At 71.7% G+C, this 16,499-nt stretch carries 14 protein-coding genes and 1 pseudogene; 6 read left to right on the forward strand and 9 right to left on the reverse strand.

Going from position 1 to position 16,499, the window contains the following annotated elements; translation table 11 throughout:
- Window positions 1–53: 53 nt before the first annotated feature.
- Window positions 54–1,097: a glucose 1-dehydrogenase gene (locus WME83_RS16255; protein ID WP_437320196.1), complete on the reverse strand. Its 1,044-nt coding sequence runs from the start codon at window positions 1,095–1,097 to the stop codon at window positions 54–56.
- A 22-nt stretch (window positions 1,098–1,119) separates the two neighbouring features.
- Window positions 1,120–2,916, reverse strand: a complete 1,797-nt coding sequence (locus WME83_RS16260) for a glycoside hydrolase family 15 protein (RefSeq protein WP_437320197.1) — start codon at window positions 2,914–2,916, stop codon at window positions 1,120–1,122.
- A 318-nt stretch (window positions 2,917–3,234) separates the two neighbouring features.
- On the opposite strand from WME83_RS16260, the gene WME83_RS16265 reads away from it, so the two are divergent.
- Both WME83_RS16265 and WME83_RS16270 read left to right on the forward strand, forming a co-directional pair.
- Entirely contained in the window at window positions 3,235–3,642 is a 408-nt protein-coding gene (locus tag WME83_RS16265; RefSeq protein ID WP_437320198.1) for a hypothetical protein, read from the forward strand.
- Window positions 3,643–3,660: 18 nt separating this feature from the next.
- On the forward strand, window positions 3,661–4,263 hold the full coding sequence (locus WME83_RS16270; RefSeq protein WP_437320199.1) for a GrpB family protein: 603 nt from the start codon (window positions 3,661–3,663) through the stop codon (window positions 4,261–4,263).
- Window positions 4,264–4,271: 8 nt separating this feature from the next.
- Here WME83_RS16270 and WME83_RS16275 read toward each other — a convergent pair whose 3' ends face one another.
- Window positions 4,272–4,499 carry a hypothetical protein gene (locus WME83_RS16275; RefSeq protein ID WP_437320200.1) on the reverse strand — a complete coding sequence of 76 codons (228 nt, stop codon included), beginning with the start codon at window positions 4,497–4,499 and terminating at the stop codon, window positions 4,272–4,274.
- Between the two features lie 197 nt (window positions 4,500–4,696).
- On the opposite strand from WME83_RS16275, the gene WME83_RS16280 reads away from it, so the two are divergent.
- Window positions 4,697–5,731, forward strand: a complete 1,035-nt coding sequence (locus WME83_RS16280) for a zinc-dependent alcohol dehydrogenase (RefSeq protein ID WP_437320201.1) — start codon at window positions 4,697–4,699, stop codon at window positions 5,729–5,731.
- Window positions 5,732–5,738: 7 nt separating this feature from the next.
- Here WME83_RS16280 and WME83_RS16285 read toward each other — a convergent pair whose 3' ends face one another.
- Window positions 5,739–7,856: a PQQ-dependent sugar dehydrogenase gene (locus WME83_RS16285; protein WP_437320202.1), complete on the reverse strand. Its 2,118-nt coding sequence runs from the start codon at window positions 7,854–7,856 to the stop codon at window positions 5,739–5,741.
- 872 nt (window positions 7,857–8,728) lie between these two features.
- On the opposite strand from WME83_RS16285, the gene WME83_RS16290 reads away from it, so the two are divergent.
- Window positions 8,729–9,625, forward strand: coding sequence for an MBL fold metallo-hydrolase (locus WME83_RS16290; RefSeq protein WP_437320203.1), 897 nt, complete (start codon window positions 8,729–8,731; stop codon window positions 9,623–9,625).
- A 97-nt stretch (window positions 9,626–9,722) separates the two neighbouring features.
- On the opposite strand, the gene WME83_RS16295 is transcribed toward WME83_RS16290, so the two are convergent.
- Together WME83_RS16295 and WME83_RS16300 are read right to left on the reverse strand one after the other, a co-directional pair.
- Window positions 9,723–10,397 (reverse strand): hypothetical protein, encoded by a 675-nt coding sequence (locus WME83_RS16295; protein WP_437322156.1) that lies wholly within the window; start codon window positions 10,395–10,397, stop codon window positions 9,723–9,725.
- 146 nt (window positions 10,398–10,543) lie between these two features.
- Window positions 10,544–10,966: pseudogene (locus tag WME83_RS16300) on the reverse strand (hypothetical protein); the annotation flags it as partial.
- On the opposite strand from WME83_RS16300, the gene WME83_RS16305 reads away from it, so the two are divergent.
- Entirely contained in the window at window positions 10,960–12,093 is a 1,134-nt protein-coding gene (locus tag WME83_RS16305) for an STAS domain-containing protein (RefSeq protein ID WP_437320204.1), read from the forward strand. The pseudogene WME83_RS16300 and the gene WME83_RS16305 overlap by 7 nt on opposite strands.
- A gap of 341 nt (window positions 12,094–12,434) precedes the next feature.
- Entirely contained in the window at window positions 12,435–13,043 is a 609-nt protein-coding gene (locus tag WME83_RS16310; RefSeq protein WP_437320205.1) for a nuclear transport factor 2 family protein, read from the forward strand.
- 37 nt (window positions 13,044–13,080) lie between these two features.
- On the opposite strand, the gene WME83_RS16315 is transcribed toward WME83_RS16310, so the two are convergent.
- From WME83_RS16315 to WME83_RS16325, 3 genes are read right to left on the reverse strand one after another with little or no spacing between them, the layout of a single operon-like run.
- A complete protein-coding gene (locus WME83_RS16315; RefSeq protein WP_437320206.1) occupies window positions 13,081–13,896 on the reverse strand; it encodes a hypothetical protein in 816 nt (271 codons plus the stop codon).
- Complete coding sequence (locus WME83_RS16320; protein WP_437320207.1) at window positions 13,896–14,891, reverse strand: hypothetical protein; 996 nt, start codon at window positions 14,889–14,891, stop codon at window positions 13,896–13,898. The genes WME83_RS16315 and WME83_RS16320 overlap by 1 nt, the downstream gene beginning before the upstream one ends.
- Window positions 14,881–16,413 carry a serine/threonine-protein kinase gene (locus WME83_RS16325; protein WP_437320208.1) on the reverse strand — a complete coding sequence of 511 codons (1,533 nt, stop codon included), beginning with the start codon at window positions 16,411–16,413 and terminating at the stop codon, window positions 14,881–14,883. The genes WME83_RS16320 and WME83_RS16325 overlap by 11 nt, the downstream gene beginning before the upstream one ends.
- Window positions 16,414–16,499 lie beyond the last annotated feature (86 nt).

Genomic DNA, 16,499 nt, shown 5'->3' on the forward strand with positions numbered 1-16,499 from the left:
AGGGCCGTCTTCCGCCGGCCCGAGAGGTCCCTGCTCCAGCGGCGCCGGCGCGCTCACGCGAAGGCGATGATGGGCTTCACGTCCGCCGGCTGTCGCACGAGCGCCTCGGCCCAGCGGTCGAGCGGGACGCGGCGGGTGAGGAGGCGGTCGAGCCAGCCTTGATCCGCCCGGGCGAGCGACGCGGCGGCCGCCTCGTAGTGCCGGCGGTTCGCGTTGACCGTGCCGAAGACGACCGTGTTCTCGAGCACCATCTCGCGGTTCAGGCCCTGCACGTCGACCGGGAGCGTCCGCCCGCCCGACGACACCCCGGCGAGGCACACGAGGCCGACCGGCGCCACGATCTGCATCGCGTCGTAGATGAGCCGCCCGACGCCCGTGCACTCGATGACCACGTCCACGCCCGCCCCGGCCTCCTGCACGCTGCTCGCGTGGTACGTCGCCCCGAGGTCGCGCACGAGGCCGGGCTTCGGCCCCTCGGTCACCCGGTCGAGCACGCGCACCTCGAGGCCGCGCTCCACGCCGAGCAGCGCCGCGAGCAGGCCGATGGGGCCCGCCCCGGTGACGAGCGCGCTCCGCGGCCTCCAGCTCGTCCGCGCGCCGATGCGCTCGATCTGGTCCCACGCCTTGGCCACCACGCTCGCCGGCTCGAGCAGCACGCCGCGCTCGCCGAGCTTCTTGTCCACGACCACCGCGAACTCGGGCTCGATGCGGTACCGCTCCGAGGCGTAGCCGTCGATCGCCTTGATGCCGCGCTCGGTGTAGCGGCCGTTGCGGCACATGTCCCACTCGCCCGCCGCGCAGCTCGCGCACGGGACCGGGTCCGGGCGGCGCACGATCCCCACCACCCAGTCGCCCCTGTCGAGCCCGCTCCCGGGCGGCGCCTCGAGCACCTCGCCGAGCGACTCGTGCCCGATCACGAGCCGCGCCTTGCCCGGCGGCGCCCACCCGTAACCGCCGCTCACGATCTCGACGTCCGTGCCGCACACGCCGACGGCGAGCGTCCTGACCAGCACCGGCCCGTGCGCGATGGGCGGCTCGGGGATGTCCTCCAGGCGTCCGGAGCTCGGCTTGCCGGGCTCGACCGTGATGGCGCGCATCGCGCCCTCCTTCCTTGGAGCCTCAACGAGATCGATGCGCCGCGGGCCCTGCGCGGTCCGGGGTCAGATTGAACGCGGTGCCCACCAGCGCAAGGTGGCTGAACGCCTGGGGGAAGTTCCCGAGCAGCCGCTCGCCCGCGGGGTCGTACTCCTCCGAGAGCAGGCCGACGTCGTTGCGCAGGGCGAGCAGCCGCTCGAACAGCGCCCGCGCCTCGCCGGCGCGGCCCATCAGGGCATAGCAGTCCGCCAGCCAGAAGCTGCACGCGAGGAACACCCCCTCGCCGCCGGGCAGGCCGTCGATCGCCCCCGCCGGGCCGGTCGGGTAGCGGAGCACGAAGCCCCCGCGCAGGAGCTCGCGCTCGATCGCGCGCACCGTGCCCGCGACGCGCGGGTCGTCCGGCGGGAGGAAGCCCACGAGCGGGATGAGCAGCGTGCTCGCGTCGAGCACCTGGCTGCCGTACGACTGCGTGAACGCGCCGCGGCCCCGGTCGAACGCCTTCTCGCACACCTCGGCGTGCACCGCGTCGCGCAGCGCGCGCCAGCGGTCGACCGGGCCTTCCAGCCCGAGCTGCTCCACGGTCTTCACGGCGCGATCGAACGCGACCCAGGCCATCACCCGCGAATAGGTGAAGGGGCGCGGCCCGCCCCGCACCTCCCAGATGCCCTCGTCGGGCCGGCGCCAGCTCGACTCGAGGAAGTCCATCAGCTTGCGCTGCAGGCGCCAGGCCTCCGGCTCCGGCGCGAGGCCGGAGCGGCGCGCCTGGTACATCGTGTCCATCACCTCGCCGTAGACATCGAGCTGGAGCTGCGAGACCGCGGCGTTGCCGGCGCGCACCGGCCGCGAGCCCTCGTATCCCGGCAGCCAGGGGAGCTCGACCTCGCGGAGCCGCCGCTCGCCCGCGATGCCGTAGAGGATCTGGAGCTTCGAGGGGTCGCCCGCGATGGCGCGCAGGAGCCAGTCGCGCCAGGCCTCGGCCTCGTCGCTGTGGCCGCCGAGCAGCAGCGCGTAGAGCGTGAGGGTCGCGTCGCGCAGCCAGCAGCAGCGGTAGTCCCAGTTGCGCACGCCGCCGATCCACTCGGGGAGCGAGGTCGTCGGCGCCGCGACGAGCCCGCCGGTGGGCGCGTGGGTGAGGGCCTTGAGCGCGACGAGCGACGAGACGACCGCCTCCCTCCACGGCCCGGCGTGGGCGCAGCGGATCGACCAGGCGCGCCACCACGCCTCGGCGTTCTTCACCTCGCGTTCGGCGTCGAGCGCCTCGGGCGGCGGCTCGTGCGACGGGTGCCACGTGAGCACGAAGGGGATGCGCTGCCCCTCGTGGACGTCGAAGTCGGCGACCGTGGTGAGCCCCGCGCCGCGGAGCGGCACCCCCGCGCGCAGGATCAGCGCGTCGGGCCCGGCCACCGCGCGCAGCGCGCCGCCGATCGAGCGCACCCAGGGCACGATCGAGCCGTAATCGAAGCGAACGATGAGCTCCAGGGAGACCGGGACCCGGCCGCGCACGCCCTCGACGACGCGCACGACGTCCGGCGCCCTCCCGCGCAGCGGCATGCAGTCCACGAGCCGTATCGCGCCTTCGGCGGTGGTGAACTCGGTCTCGAGCACGAGTGTGCCCTCGCGGTAGCGGCGCGCGACGCGGGGCGCCGGGTCCTTCGGCGCGATCCGGAAGCGGCCGTGCTCCGGCGCGCCGAGCAGGGCGGCGAAGCAGGCGGCCGAATCGAAGCGCGGCAGGCACAGCCAGTCGATCGAGCCGTCGCGCCCGACGAGCGCCGCGGTCTGCGTGTCCCCGAGCAGCGCGTAGTCCTCGATCCGCAGCGGCATGCGAGCTCCTGGCCGACGCGGCGGCGAGCGCCGCCGTCACGGCTGCAGCGCGAGCATGTCGTTGGCTTCGAGGCCGCGCAAGCGACCCGCCTCGGGCACGCGACTCCCCATCTCCGAAGAGCTGATCCACCTCGCGCCGGTAATCGGGCACGGCGTCGTAGAGCGCTTGATCCGCCGCCTTCGTGGCCTCGCGGCCCCGCTTGGCGAGCAACTGCGTGTGACGCGGCGCAGACGCGGCGCACCCGCGCGGCGCGGGCGGCCGAACGCGCGCTGCGGCTCGGCTCGGGAGGGGATCCACGGTACGATGGTGGAGCGCTCATGCCCGAGGTCCTGCGCAACGTCCATTTCATCGTGGCCGTCGATCCCATGGCGAAGCTCGTGCGGGTCACGCGGAGCGCCGCGCCGTTCGATTCCCTCGAGCAGATCGAGCAGAGGTGCCTGGAGGTCATCGCTGCGCTCGCCCCGGTCGACCGGAGCGCGATGTCGCTGCTGCTGGACATTCGGGCGGCCCCGGGGCGAAACGACCCGAGATTCGAAGAGGCGACGCTGCGGCTGCGGACCGCCGCGGTGCGCGGCTTCGGGTGCGTGGCCGTCCTCGTGGCGACCTCCGCCGGGGCGCTGCAGGTCCGGCGCCATAGCCGCGAGGACGGCGTCGACCGCATCATCAGCGACAACGAGGACGAGCTGCTCGCCTACATCGCCGACGCGCAGCCGCGCTATCGCTGATCGGCCTATACTCGCGCCGTGCCCACCGCAGAGGAGATCACGAAGCACCACGAGCCCGCCCCCGGTCAGAACCCGTGGGTGAACGGCCCGCCGGCGCCGGCGCCGATCGCCGTCGTCGACTACGACGAGCGCTGGCCGGCGCTCTTCGACGTTGTCGCGCAGAAGATCCGCGCCGCCCTCGGCGGCGCCGCGCTCGCGATCGAGCACGTCGGGTCGACCTCGGTGAAAGGGCTGGCCGCCAAGCCGACGATCGACGTCGACCTCACCGTCGCCGATCCCGCCGACGAGCGCGCGTACGTCCCCGCGCTGTCGAGCGCCGGGTTCACGCTGGTCATTCGCGAGCCGGAGTGGCACGAGCACCGGTGCCTCCAGCTCGCCGAGCCGAACAGCAACGTGCATGTCTTCGGCCCCGACTGTCCGGAGGTGATCCGCCACCGGATGTTCCGCCAGTGGCTCATCGAGCACCCGGAGGATCTCGAGCTCTACCGCCGGGCGAAGCTCGCGGCCGCGTCCGCGATCTCCGTGGGGAGCGGCATGGTGATGGACTACAACAAGCACAAGGAACCCGTGATTCGCGCGATCTACGAGCGGATGTTCCGCGCGAACGGCCTCATCCGCTGACGGGCGTTTCAGGGAGACGCCCCGAGCTGCTCGAGCAGCTCCCCGCGCCCCCACACGACGGCCTCGCGATGCAAGGGGTGCAGGGCAGGAACCTCCACCTCGGCCCAGGGGCCCGTCCCCTCGAGCCGCGCGCGCAGCCGCTGGGCCCCCGTGGCGAGCGCGGGGACCTCGCCGGCGCCCTGCCGCTGAGGGAAGAAGAGGCCGAGCGCCGTGTCCCGTACCCTCGATCCCGTCATGCGGTTCGACGCCTCCCCAAAGAATAGTTAGTCTAACTTACCATTGCGTCGCGCATCGAGGTGGCCGCCGCCAGCGATCCGGAACGTGTGTTGACAAGCGATCGCGGAGGAAGATTACATGCGCCTCCGCGCCCGGACAGTCGTTCGGCTCGGAGAGGCCGGGCACCGGCGGGGCGGCGAAAGGGGAGACTGAGGCAGTGCGCGCAACCTTTATCCACGGCATTCGCGACGTCCGGTTCGGCGAGGTCGAGCCTCCGCAGCCGCGCGACGGCATGGTGATGATCCAGGTCGCCGGCTGCGGGATCTGCGGCAGCGATCTGCATTATTACCTGGAAGGCGGGATCGGCTCGGCGCAGATCCACCGCGCCTTCGTGCCGGGACACGAGCTCGCCGGCTGGGTCGTCCAGGACCATCCGGAGCTGGGCCTGTCCAGGGGGCAGCTGGTCGCCGTCGACCCCGCGCATTCTTGCGGCCGCTGCGAGTGGTGCCAGCGCGGCCACGTGAACCTGTGCCCCTTCGTGGAGTTTCTGGGGGCGCCGCCGCTCCATGGCGGCATGACGGAGCGGGTCGTCGTGCATCCCGACCAGGTCGTGCCGGTCCCGGCCGGCTTCTCGGTGCGCCGGGCGGTGATGCTGGAGCCGCTCGGCGTCGCGATTCACGCCATCGATCTCGCCCGGCCCCACCTGCAGGAGACGGTGGTGGTGCTGGGCTGCGGGCCGATCGGCCTGTGCCTGGTCCAGCTCGCGCGCCGCTCGGGCGCCGCCCGCGTCTTCGCCGTCGACCCCGTCGCCTACCGGGCCGAGGCGGCGCGCCGCCTGGGCGCGCACGACGCGGCGCCGGCGCTCGGGGCCGTCCTGGAGTGGACGGGCGGCCGGGGCGCCGATCTCGTGCTCGAGGCGACGAACTCGCCCGACGGCTTCCACCACGCGGCCGAAGCCGCGCGCATCGGCGGGCGGATCCTGCTGGCGGGCATCCCCGAGGGCGACCGCTACGCCTTGCCGGCGGCGCTGTGCCGCCGCAAGGGGCTGAAGGTGAAGTTCTCCCGGCGCATGGGGCATGTGTACCCCCGGGCGATCCACATGGTCGCCGAGGGCGCGGTGGACGTCGATTCCATCGTCACCCACCGCTTCGACCTGTCGGACGCCGAGAAGGGCTTCCGCCTGCAGGCGGACTGCCAGGACGGGGCGCTGAAATCGATCATCGTCCCGGAGGACGGGCGCACCCCGTTCTGAGCCAGCCTCAGTTGCCGAGGATGACGCGGAAGATCCGCTCGTTGCTGTTGTTGGGGACGCTGTCCGTGCCGCCGGTGTTGGTCGTCGTCAGCCAGAGATTGCCGTCGAGGGTGGGCTCGACGGTGCGGAGGCGGCCGTAGGTGCCCACGAACAGCTGCTGCACGCCGGTGAGGCTGCTCCCGCTGATGACCGCGCGGTACATCCGTGTCCCCCGCTGGCATGCGGCGTAGAAGACGTCGTCCACGATCGCGATCCCGCTGCACGACCCCTCCGAGGTCCGGTACGTGAGCTTGGGCGCGATGTAGCCCGCCGTGCTGCACCCGCTGCCGCCCTGCGAGGTGGTGCCCTCGCAGTTCGGCCAGCCGTAGTTTCCGCCTTTCTGGATGAGGTTGGTCTCATCCATCACGGTGTTGCCGAACTCCTGCTCCCAGAGCCGACCCATGGAGTCGAACGCCAGCCCCTGCGGGTTCCGGTGGCCGTAGCTCCACACGTAGTTTCCGAACGGGTTGTCCGACGGGACCCTGCCGTCGGGCTCGAGCCGCAGGACCTTCCCGGCGAGGCTGCTCGTGTCCTGCGCCAGGTTCGCGTTCTGCGCGTCGCCCGTCGTCGCGTAGAGCTTGCCGTCCGGCCCCCACCGCAGCCGGCCGCCGTTGTGGTACTTGTTGCGGGGGATGCCCGAGATCAGCACCTGCTCGGTGGACGTATCGAGCCGGTTGCCGACGACCTTGATCCGCACGATCCGGTTGTCCGTGGGCGACGTGTGCATGATGTAGAGCCAGCGGTCGGTCTCGAACGTCGGCGCGATGGCCAGCCCCATCAAGCCCCCTTCGCCGTCCGTGCCCGCGACGTTCGGCACCGTGCCGATCGAGGTCTTCGCGCCGGTGCTCGGGTTGAGCTGGACGATGTCGTCCGCGTCCCTCCGGCTGTAAAGGACCGTGCCGTCCGGCAGCGAGACCAGGCCCCACGGAAGGTCGGTGTCCGTGGCGACCTGAACGACCTCGCAGACCGCCGAGCTGCAGGCCGACCCCGTGGTCACTGAGGTGGAGCCGCTCGCGGGCGAAGCGTTGCCCTGCGCGTCGAGCGCGATCACGTGGTACGTGTAGGCCGTCGCCGCCGAGAGCCCGCTGTCCACGAACGTCGTCGCCGGGGGGCTCGAGGCCGTGCCGGGGACCGTGCCGACCTTGGCGCCGTTGCGGTAGACGTCGTACGCCGTGACCGCGACGTTGTCGGTCGCCGCCGTCCACCCGAGCGTCACGCTGGTCCCCGACGCGGTGCCGGTCAGGTTGGTCGGAGCGGCCGGCGGTTGATCGTCGACCTCGCAGTGCGGCGTGGTGAGCCGCAGCGTCTCGCTCGCCTGGGAGACGTTCCCTGCGGCGTCGCGCGCGTTGACGTAGACGCCCCAGCTCACACCCGGCATCACGTTGATCGTCGTCGACAGCGTGGAGCCGCTCACCGACGTCATCTGCTGGCCGTCGTGGTAGATGTCGTAGCCCGCGACGCCGATGTTGTCCGTCGACGCCGACCAGGACAGCCTCGCCGAGCTGCACGTCACGTTGCTGGCGCTCACGCCGGAGGGGGGCGTCGGAGGCTGGGTGTCGACCTCGACGGGCGGCGACGACCATTGCTGGTTCGTCTGGTTGTTGCAGGTCCAGATCTGAACCGCGGTGCCGTTGGTCGTCCGCCGTCCCTCCACGTCCAGGCATAGCCCCGACTGCTGGTGGACGATGGCGCCGGCCGAGGTCCTCGTCCATTTCTGGCGAGCCTGGCCGCTGCAATTGGCGATCACGGCCTTGGTCCCCGCGGTGGTCGCGCCGTTCGCCGGCTCGACGCACCGGGTGCCGCCGTAGACCTGGAGCTCACCTGCGGATGTAAAATTGAAGCTCTGGTTGTCCTGTCCATTGCAGGTGTAGATTTGCAGGGCGGTCCCTGTCGTGGTGCTCCTCCCTTTCACGTCCAGGCATTTCCCCGACGCGACGCTGGTCAGCGGGGCGCCCGTCACGGCGGCCGCCTCGTCGCTGTCGAGCACCTCCGGGTCCGCGCCTGGATCGTCGATGCAGCCGGCAGGGAAGAGCGCCAGCGTGGCCAGCCCGGTCAACCAGTACCGTGAACATCCATGTCTCTTCATGATCGTTCCATCCATGTTGGCAGTCCGTTTGCTCGCCGAAAGGTCATCCCGGGCGAGGCCGAAGCGACGTCCTGGCATCGATTTCGTAGGGCCTCGTCCGACCTGGCTCGCGACGGAATTTGACGATCGGCGGTGATCGCGCGGCTACGACGATGAAGCCTGCTTTGCTTACCATGCTCGACTACGTGCGCAACGGGTTTCCATGACCTGGAATCGCGAAGGTTTCATGATGCAACGTCATCATCTTGTTTCGCTCCGACGGCCTCCGACCGTCGCGCTATGGCCCGCAGCGTTTGTTTTTCGCTCGGCACAGCTGGATCGACGAGCATGGCATGGAGCAAATGCGCCTCAGTGAGCGCCACGTGGAGCAAAATGCCTCACCCGGCGGCGCCCCACGCCTCATCCCTTTGCCGTGCTCCGCCGTGAATCACGGGTGGGAGGCCGCGGGCGCCGGCGAAGCTGCACAGTTGTCGTGTACATGTTTTCGCTCCACGGCCTGTGGACACCAGCCGGCGACAGCGAGGCAGAGTGCGCCTTTGTCCCACCGTGGTGCACGCCGTCCGCTCGGTTGGTGTCAGCGCCTGAGCGCCTGCGCTCATGTCACATTTTCGAGGGCTGCCCCGTCCTGGGGGCGCGGACGTCGCCGAGCGCGCGCCCCGCCGGCGGCGCATCGACGTGGTTGGCCCCGACGCAGCCGATGTCCGGGAGCTCGCGCGCACGTGGCGGTCGCTGACCGGCCGGCGAACGCTCCTCGTCCCGCTGCCCGGCAGGAGCGGGCGCGCGCTGCGGGCAGGCGAGATCGCCTCCAGCCAGCCCGAGGTGCGTGGTACGATTCCGTTTGCTGCCTGGCTGAGGGCAGGGGAGCGGTCGCCATGAACCATGCAATCGGTGAAAGCGAGGATCGCGCCCCCGGCGCCGACGAGCGCGCGGCGGCGGACGAGGGCTCGCTCGCGCGCGCGTCCGAGGCGCAGCGGTCGCGCCTGAGCGCCCGGATCGCCATCACGCGGGTGGTCAACGCGTGCGTCCTCCTCGAGCTCGAGGGGGGCGCGGTGCTGACCGATCCGTACTTCGACAGCCACTGGTTGATCGGTTTTCGCGAGCCGATCGGGCTCACGGTCGCGGAGCTCCCCCGACTGGCCGCGATCCTCGGCGGTCACGGCGTGTTCGACCACTGGCAGCCTCAGGCCATGGCGTCGTACCCGTTCAAGGCAGAGACGCCCGTCTTCGTCGCCACGAGATCGATGGCGACGAAGGCGCGCGCGGCCGGATTCGAGCAGGTCTCGATCCTCGACTGGGGCGACGTGCGCGCGCTCCCCGGAGGGCTGGTTGTGGAGGTGGCGCCCTCGCAGATCGTGACGGGAATGAAGACGAACAGCTATGTGATCTCCTCCGCCGGCCGTCGCGTCTTCATCGGCACCGAGGCGCGCGATCTGGAGCCGCTGCGTCGATACCGGGCGAGCCGGCCCGGCGTGGACGTGGTCCTCGTGCCGATCGACGGCGCGAGCTTGATGGGATACAAGCTGGTCATGGACCCGCGCGACGCGATCGAGGCGACCCGCATCCTCGGCGCGAAGACGCTGGTTCCGATCCACTACGCGCTCAAGCGGAGGTCGTTCCTCCTCCAGACGCCGTTCTCGGATCGAGACTTGAGGCTGCTCGCGCGCGAGGCGCCGGACATCGACGTCGTGTGCCTCTCCACCGGCACCCGCTGGGAGCACGGCCTCGGCGCCGCGGCCGGAGCTCACCCACGGCAGCATCCCGCTGCGTGACGCGCACAAGCTCGCCAGCGGATCGGGCCTGTCGCCGCCGCGATCCTCGGTGGGAGGGCAGGGCGCCCGGCGGCGGACCTGCGCGGCGGCCAGCGCGTCAGCGCAACGTCACGCGAAGCTCGTGCTCACCTTGCCCCGTGTGACCGCGCCAGTACTCGAGGTTGAAGTCGGCGATCTCGAGGAAGCCGTAGCCGCGCTTCCCCCCGTGCTCGACCCGCACGATGAGGACGCCCTCGGCAATGCCGAAGGTGTGCTGGACCGCGCCGCTCGCCGAGAACGGGCAGCGGCCGAGCAGCACGCGGCCCTCGCTGTTGGCCGTGATCGTCATGTCGGGCGTGTTGTCGTAATGCTTGCCGTACCAGACGCCCTCCCGCGGCCCGGCGCGGTAGACGTCCACACGCGCGCCGGGGAGGGCGTTGCCGGAGGCGTCCTTGACCGTGAGGCGGTTCTGCGCCGGCAGATCGTTCAGGTACTCGCCGATGTTGCCGGGAGCGTTGTAGTTGCCGAGGACCGCGCGGCGCCCCTTGATCCGGTTGAGCGCCGGGGCGCTGTGGCGATCGACGAGGGGACCATTGCTGTTCATGAGCCCCTCGAACTTCGTGTGGTACACCGCGTCGTTGAACGGCGGCAAGAGCGGCATATGCACGCTCCCGGCCACCGGCGCGCCGCCCTCGAGGATGCCGACCGTGGCGCCGCTGCCGTCCTCGTGCACGTTGAAGCCGTAGACGTCGACGAAGTACCGGGCGTGGACGCGGCGAACATGTCGTTCCACATCGCCACCTGCCGCTTCGTCCAGTCCTCCCACGAATTCGAGCCCACGCCGAGCTCGCGCTGGTGGGCATCGAAGTAGTTGTAGACGCTCCGCTCCACGTAGAGCCCCACGCTGATCGCGTCGGAGTCGAAGCCCACGCAGTTGTTGCGCTCCTCGGTCTCGACGACGCTGTTTCCGGGGTCGACGACGAGCTCGATGCGGCGCCGCGCGAAGGTCCAGGTCCACGGCAGGTCGACGGTGGCCGTGGCGCCAGGGCCGATCGAGACCGCCCCGCTGGCGATGACCGCGCCGTCCTGCAGCCATTGCGCCCCCGCGCGCCCTCGCGGCGGTGCGGCGGTGCGGCGATGCGGCGATGCGGCGATGGGCACGGGAGGCCGGGCACGGCAGGCGACCGGGCTCGACGTGCGCTCTGCCCAGGTCAGTACGTCAGCATACAGAACACCCCAGCGGACCCGAGCGGGTGAAGCGTGGGAGAGCGCTCGAGAGGCCCCCGAGGGGGCGCGCTCCTCGACATGGATGCTCGACACTGACGGCTTGACCGATCTAGTCTGCCAAGCTGGACATGCCACCGCCAGACAGCACGACCAGCACGCTCGACGACTTTTTCCTGCATTGTACGGAGCTGGTCTTCATCGCCAGCGAGGGCGGGGCGCTGCTCCGCACGAGCGGCGCGCTCACGCGGGCGATGAGCGCCGAGCTCCTCGAGGCGTCGTCTGCGGCGGGGCTCGCCCCCCTGGTTCACCCGGACGACAGGCGCTCGTTCGACGAGGCGTGGAGGCGTGTCCGCGCCGCGGCGGAGCCGGTGGCCGTCGACGTGCGGCTGAAGACGGCCGACGGATCCTTCAAGTACTTCCAGTGCACCGCGCGATGGGTGCCCGAGAAGGAAGAGGTCTATGGAACGCTCCGCGACGCCGAGGAGCGGATCAAGCACGAGATACAGCTCAAGCTCCTCCGGGCGATCAGCGACCACCTCCCCATCTGCCTGTGGGCGATCGACGCGCGAGGGGAGTTCGTCCTCCACGACGGGAAGGGGCTAGAGTCCTCGGGGCTCAAGCCGGGGCAGTTCCTCGGCCTCAACATGTTCGAGATCTACCCGGAATCGGGCACGGCGGTCCTGCGCAAGGCGCTCGAGGGCACGATGTCGACCTTCGTGAACGAGATCGAGGGCGTCCACTGGGAGGCCTGGTATCTGCCCATCCAGAACGAGCGCGGCGACGTCACCCACGTCGCGGGCGTCTCCCTCGACATCACGGCCTCGAAGCGCACCGAGCAGGAGCTCCGCGCGAAGCTCGAGCTCATCGAGCGGCAGCAGCAGGTCATCCGCTCGCTGTCGACGCCGATCATCCAGGTGTGGGACCGCGTGCTCACGCTGCCCCTCGTGGGCATGCTCGACAGCACGCGCGCCGCCGACGTGATGGAAGGCGTGCTCCGCGAGGTCGTCCGGACGCAGGCGCGCTATGCCATCCTCGATCTCACCGGGATCGACGCGATGGACACGGAGACGGCGAACCACCTCTTGAAGGTCTCCGCGGCCATCAAGCTCCTCGGCGCCGAGGGGATCATCACGGGGATCCACCCGGCGATCGCCCAGACCATCGTCGGCCTCGGCGTGGATCTCTCGTCGATCGAGACGCGCTCGACGCTGCGCCAGGGGCTCGAGCACTGCATTCGAAGCATGCGCCGCAGCGCCACGTAGCGCGCGTGTAGCGCGGCTCACCCGCGCCGGCCGCGTGTCGCGAGGTGGCGCGAGGTGGCGCGAGGTGGACAGTCTGACAGCGTGCGCCGACGTCGCCGGCGAGCCCCCGGCGGGCGACGGCGCCGCACGTGCGCCTGAACCTGTGGAGCGCGAGCGTCGAACCTGCCACACGATGCCCGATGGCCCGATGGCCCGATGGCCCGATGGCCCGATGACGCGACGCCCTCGCGCCAGATTCTGGAGCTCGCGGAAAACTGTCCTTGACGGAGTTTGTTAAGATATTTAGGTTATATCTTTGATCCTTGGCGACTTGCATACGCCCAGCGAAAGGGGTGAGTTCCATGAGCACGAACGGCGATCGTTTCAGCGGCATTCTGCGTCGTGCCTTGCCGGCGGCCTCCGCGCTCGCGCTGGCGGGCGCGGTCACCATGTCGATCGCGAAGCCCGCGGAGGGCACGCTCCCGAACGGCCTGTCGGAGCTCAAGGCGCTGCAGGAGATCGAGCAGCTCGAGTACTGCTACGCGGCCGGGACCGACGCGATCGGCCGCGGTGATCTGGAGACGGGCAAGGCGATCTACGCGAGGTGCTTCACGAAGGACGCGCCCGTCATCATCTGGGAAGCCGGCGCCGATCCGGGCGACCCGCCGGTGGTCACGGTACCCAGCGCCGAGGCCTGGGCCGATTTCATCGACGTCCTGTTCGCGGAGTCCGGTTATGTGGGCACGCAGCACCTGATCAGCAACGTTCGTATCGACATCCTCCCGGGCGGCCGCCGGGCGAAGATCACCTCCTACCTGATCGCGACGCACGTCTACGACCCGCTGAGCAGCGTCCAGGTGGCCCACGGCACCTACGAGAACGAGGCGGTCTTGACGCACTCGGGCTGGAAGCTCAGCAAGCGCACGTTCCGCACCCTCTCGTTCATGCGCATCGATTCGCCGGAGCCCTGAGCGAGCGCCGCGCCCGCTCGCCGCCGCCGCGCGGAGCTCAGGGGACGAACGCGATGTCGTCGACGAGCATGTCGAACACGGTCGACTTCGCCGTGTGGAACTCGATCGAATAGACGTGCGCGGCGTCGAACGCCGGGGGCGCCGGGACGCCCCAGCCGTCCGTGCTGAGGATGGAGAACATGACGGTGTACTGCGCCCACTCGGTCGTGAGGTCGAGCCCCTCGCCGAAATGGTCGCCGCAGCCCGAGCCCTCGCACACGCCGCCTTCGCGATCGGTGTTGCGGTCGGGGAAGTTCACGTAGATGTGCGTCGGCGCCGCCGCCTTGGCCCAGAAGGTCAGGCCCACGTAGGCGGAGGCGTCGTAGCTCAACTTCGCCCCTCCCGGGGCGAGGTTCAGGTCGAAGCCCATCCCGGCCCCCCTCGAGGTGAAGCCGCTTCCGGCGACGTGGGCGGCGTAGTTGCTCGGGTCGTGCCCGGGCGAGACCGGGACGAACGGGCGGCCGGGCAAAGGCGTCTGCGTGCCGCTCCGGGTGCCGTCGTTGTACGTGTACCAGCTGCCGACGCGGCCCTGGCACCGGAGGATCGCACTGTCGCCGTCCTCCAGGTCGTCCAGGAGCGCCGTGCAGGGAGGCGGCTCGGCCCCGGCGTCCGAGGCGCCGGCGCCCCCGGCTCCCGCCGCGCCTCCCGCGCCCGCGGCCCCACCAGAGCCCGCGGCGCCGCCAGCGCCCGCGGCCCCGCCGTCGAGGCCGAACGGGTCGGGGTCGTACTCGCCGGACGAGATGCCGAGGACGAGGCCGCACCCGGTCGCGAGCACCGACGCGCAGAGGCCGGCGGCGAGCACCCGGAAGCGCATCAGAAGCTGCCTCGCACGAGCGCGCCGCCCAGCGTGGGCGTCAGCCCGACCGACGCGCCCGTCGACGGGCTCTTCGCGGTCAGCCAGAGCACGCCGCCGCCGGCGATGGCCGCGAGGCCGACGCCGAAGACCACCGTCGCGACGTTCGCGCGCGCCACGGCGCCGTCGCGGATGTCCATGCCGCGCCGGTCGCAGCGGTCGCCGTTGCAGAACGGGCGCGACTCGTCGAACCGCGCTTTCGCGGCGAAGCCGAGCGCCGTCCCGACGCCCACGGCCACGATCCCCGCGCCGCCGGTCACGAGCGCGAGCGTGCGGCGCCCGCTGCCGTCGCCGCCCGCGTCCGCCGACGCGGGGTCGTCCTCCAGCGCGCGCACGACGAGGGTCGAGGTCGCGCCCCCCGGCTCGACCTCGACCTGCGCCGTCCACGCTCGCTTGCCCGGCGCGCTCGCCTCGACGACGTGGGTCCCCGCGTCGACGGGCATGGGTACGCCCCACTGGCCGGGGCCGACCGGCCTGCCGTCGCGCTTCACCTCGAGGCCCGGCGTGCTCGCGGCCTCGACGACCACCGTGAGGCGCGAGACCTTCGGCTGGACGGCCGCCGCGCGCTCGCGCGCCTTCGCCTCCTTCGCCCGGTCGCCGCTCGTGCGCACGCGGGCGGCGACCTCGAGGAACTGCGCCCACGCGGACGCCATCTTGCCGACGCGCTCGTAGCAATCGGCGAGGAAGTACCGGGTGTTGACGCTGTCGTAGAGGCGCAGGCTCTCCTCGTACTTGGGGCAGGCGCGCGCCGCTTGGCCGGCGTCGACGAGCGCCCCCGCCTCCGCGAACAGCGCCACGGCGCCCGCCTTGTCGTCGGCCCTCGCCGCGGGGCCTCCCGCGAGCGTCGCCGTCAGGCCGGCGCCGAGCGCGCAGAGGCATGCGACCCACCTGGGCCCGCGCTTCGCTCGGCTCGTCGTCTGCGGCGTCATCGTCCCGGCGAGGGTATCAGAAGACATCGCGCTGGAAGGGATCCGCGCCGGCGGGCCGCTTCGGGGGCGGCGCGCTGCGCTTCGGGGGAGCCGAGCCGCTCGGCTTCGCGGGCCTCGGCGCCGCGGTGGCCGTGGCGCGGGCCTTGTCGTGCTGCCCCTCGGCCGGCGCGCCGGGCGCGGCGCCGGGCGGCGGCGCGGCGCTGGGCGGCGGCGCGGCGCTCGCGGAAGGCTCGGCCGCCGCGGGAGGTGGCTCGGCCGCCGCGGAAGGTGGCTCGGTCGCCGTGGGCGGCGGCGCGGCGCTCGCGGAAGGCTCGATGGCCACGGAAGGCGCGGCGCTCGGCGGCGCGGCGCGGGGCTCCGCCTGGGCGCCCTGAGCGCCCTCGGTCGGCGCGGTCTCGGGCGACAGGCGCGAGAGGAACACGCCGCTCGCCACGACCGCGAGGCCGAGCCCGAGCGCGATGGGGAGGACGCGCCGGTCGAGCGACGCTGGCCTGCGGTTCGTCGTGCCGACCGGCACGATCGTGTGCGCTCCGTCGGCGGGCATGGCCGCCGCGGCGGTGGCGGCCCCGGGCGCCGAGGCCGCGAGCACAGCGCCGCCCTGCGGCGGGGCTCCCGCCGGGAGCGCGCCGCGCAGCGCGCCGAAGAGGCGCTCGGCGGCCGCGCGCCGGTGCGGCGGGGCGAAGGGCACGAGCGCGAGCGCGAAGTCGGCGGCGGTGGGGAAGCGGCGATCGCGATCGCGCGCGATCGCCGTGAGGATCACGTGCTCCAGGGGCTCCGGGATGTCCGGGCGCAGCGCGCGCGGGCGCTGCGGCTCGCCTTGCGTGACCAGATAGACGAGCTGCGCGAGCTCCAGCGCGACGAACGGCGTTCGCCCCGTGAGCAGCTGGAAGAGCACGACGCCCAGCGAATAGATGTCCGCGCGGCCGTCGACGTCGCTCGCCGAGCGGAGCTGCTCGGGGGACATGTAGAGGGGCGAGCCGAGCACGCCCCCGACCCGCGTCAGCGCGTGGTCCTCAGCGTGCGACATCTTCGAGATCCCGAAGTCGAGCACCTTGACGCACGGCGAGCCGTCCGCGTTCCGCGTGAGGAACAGGTTGCTCGGCTTCACGTCGCGGTGGACGATGCCTTGCGCGTGCGCCTCCGCGAGCGCCTCGCACGCCTGGAGCACGAGGTCGACGGCCAGGGGCACCGCGAGGGGCCCGCTCTCCGCGAGCACGGCGGCGAGGTCCTTCCCCTCGAGGTGGTCCATGACCATGTACGGCGCGCCGTTCTCCAGCGTGCCGACGTCGGCGACCCGCACGACGTGCGGGCTGCGGATGCGCACCGCGGCGCGCCCCTCCCTCAGGAAGCGCTGGAGGATCTCTGGATCCTGCACGTACCGCGGCAGGAGCACCTTGATCGCGACGCGATCGTCGAGCGCGAGGTGGCGCGCGGCGACGACGAGCCCCATGGCGCCCCGCCCGAGGACGCTCTCCACGCGATACTTGCCGAGGAGCACGTCTCCGGGGGCAATGCCAATCGAGAGCTCGTCGGGGGTGGAGGTGGACATGGGAAGGATGGGAAGGACTGGACGGGGTTGCGCAGGGACGTCCAATATGCCACGTTGAGCGGTTTTTGCAATTCCACCGCTTCAGC

The sequence above is a fragment of the Sorangium sp. So ce385 genome (assembly GCF_051474135.1).
Classification (GTDB): Bacteria; Myxococcota_A; Polyangia; order Polyangiales; family Polyangiaceae; genus Sorangium; species Sorangium cellulosum_D.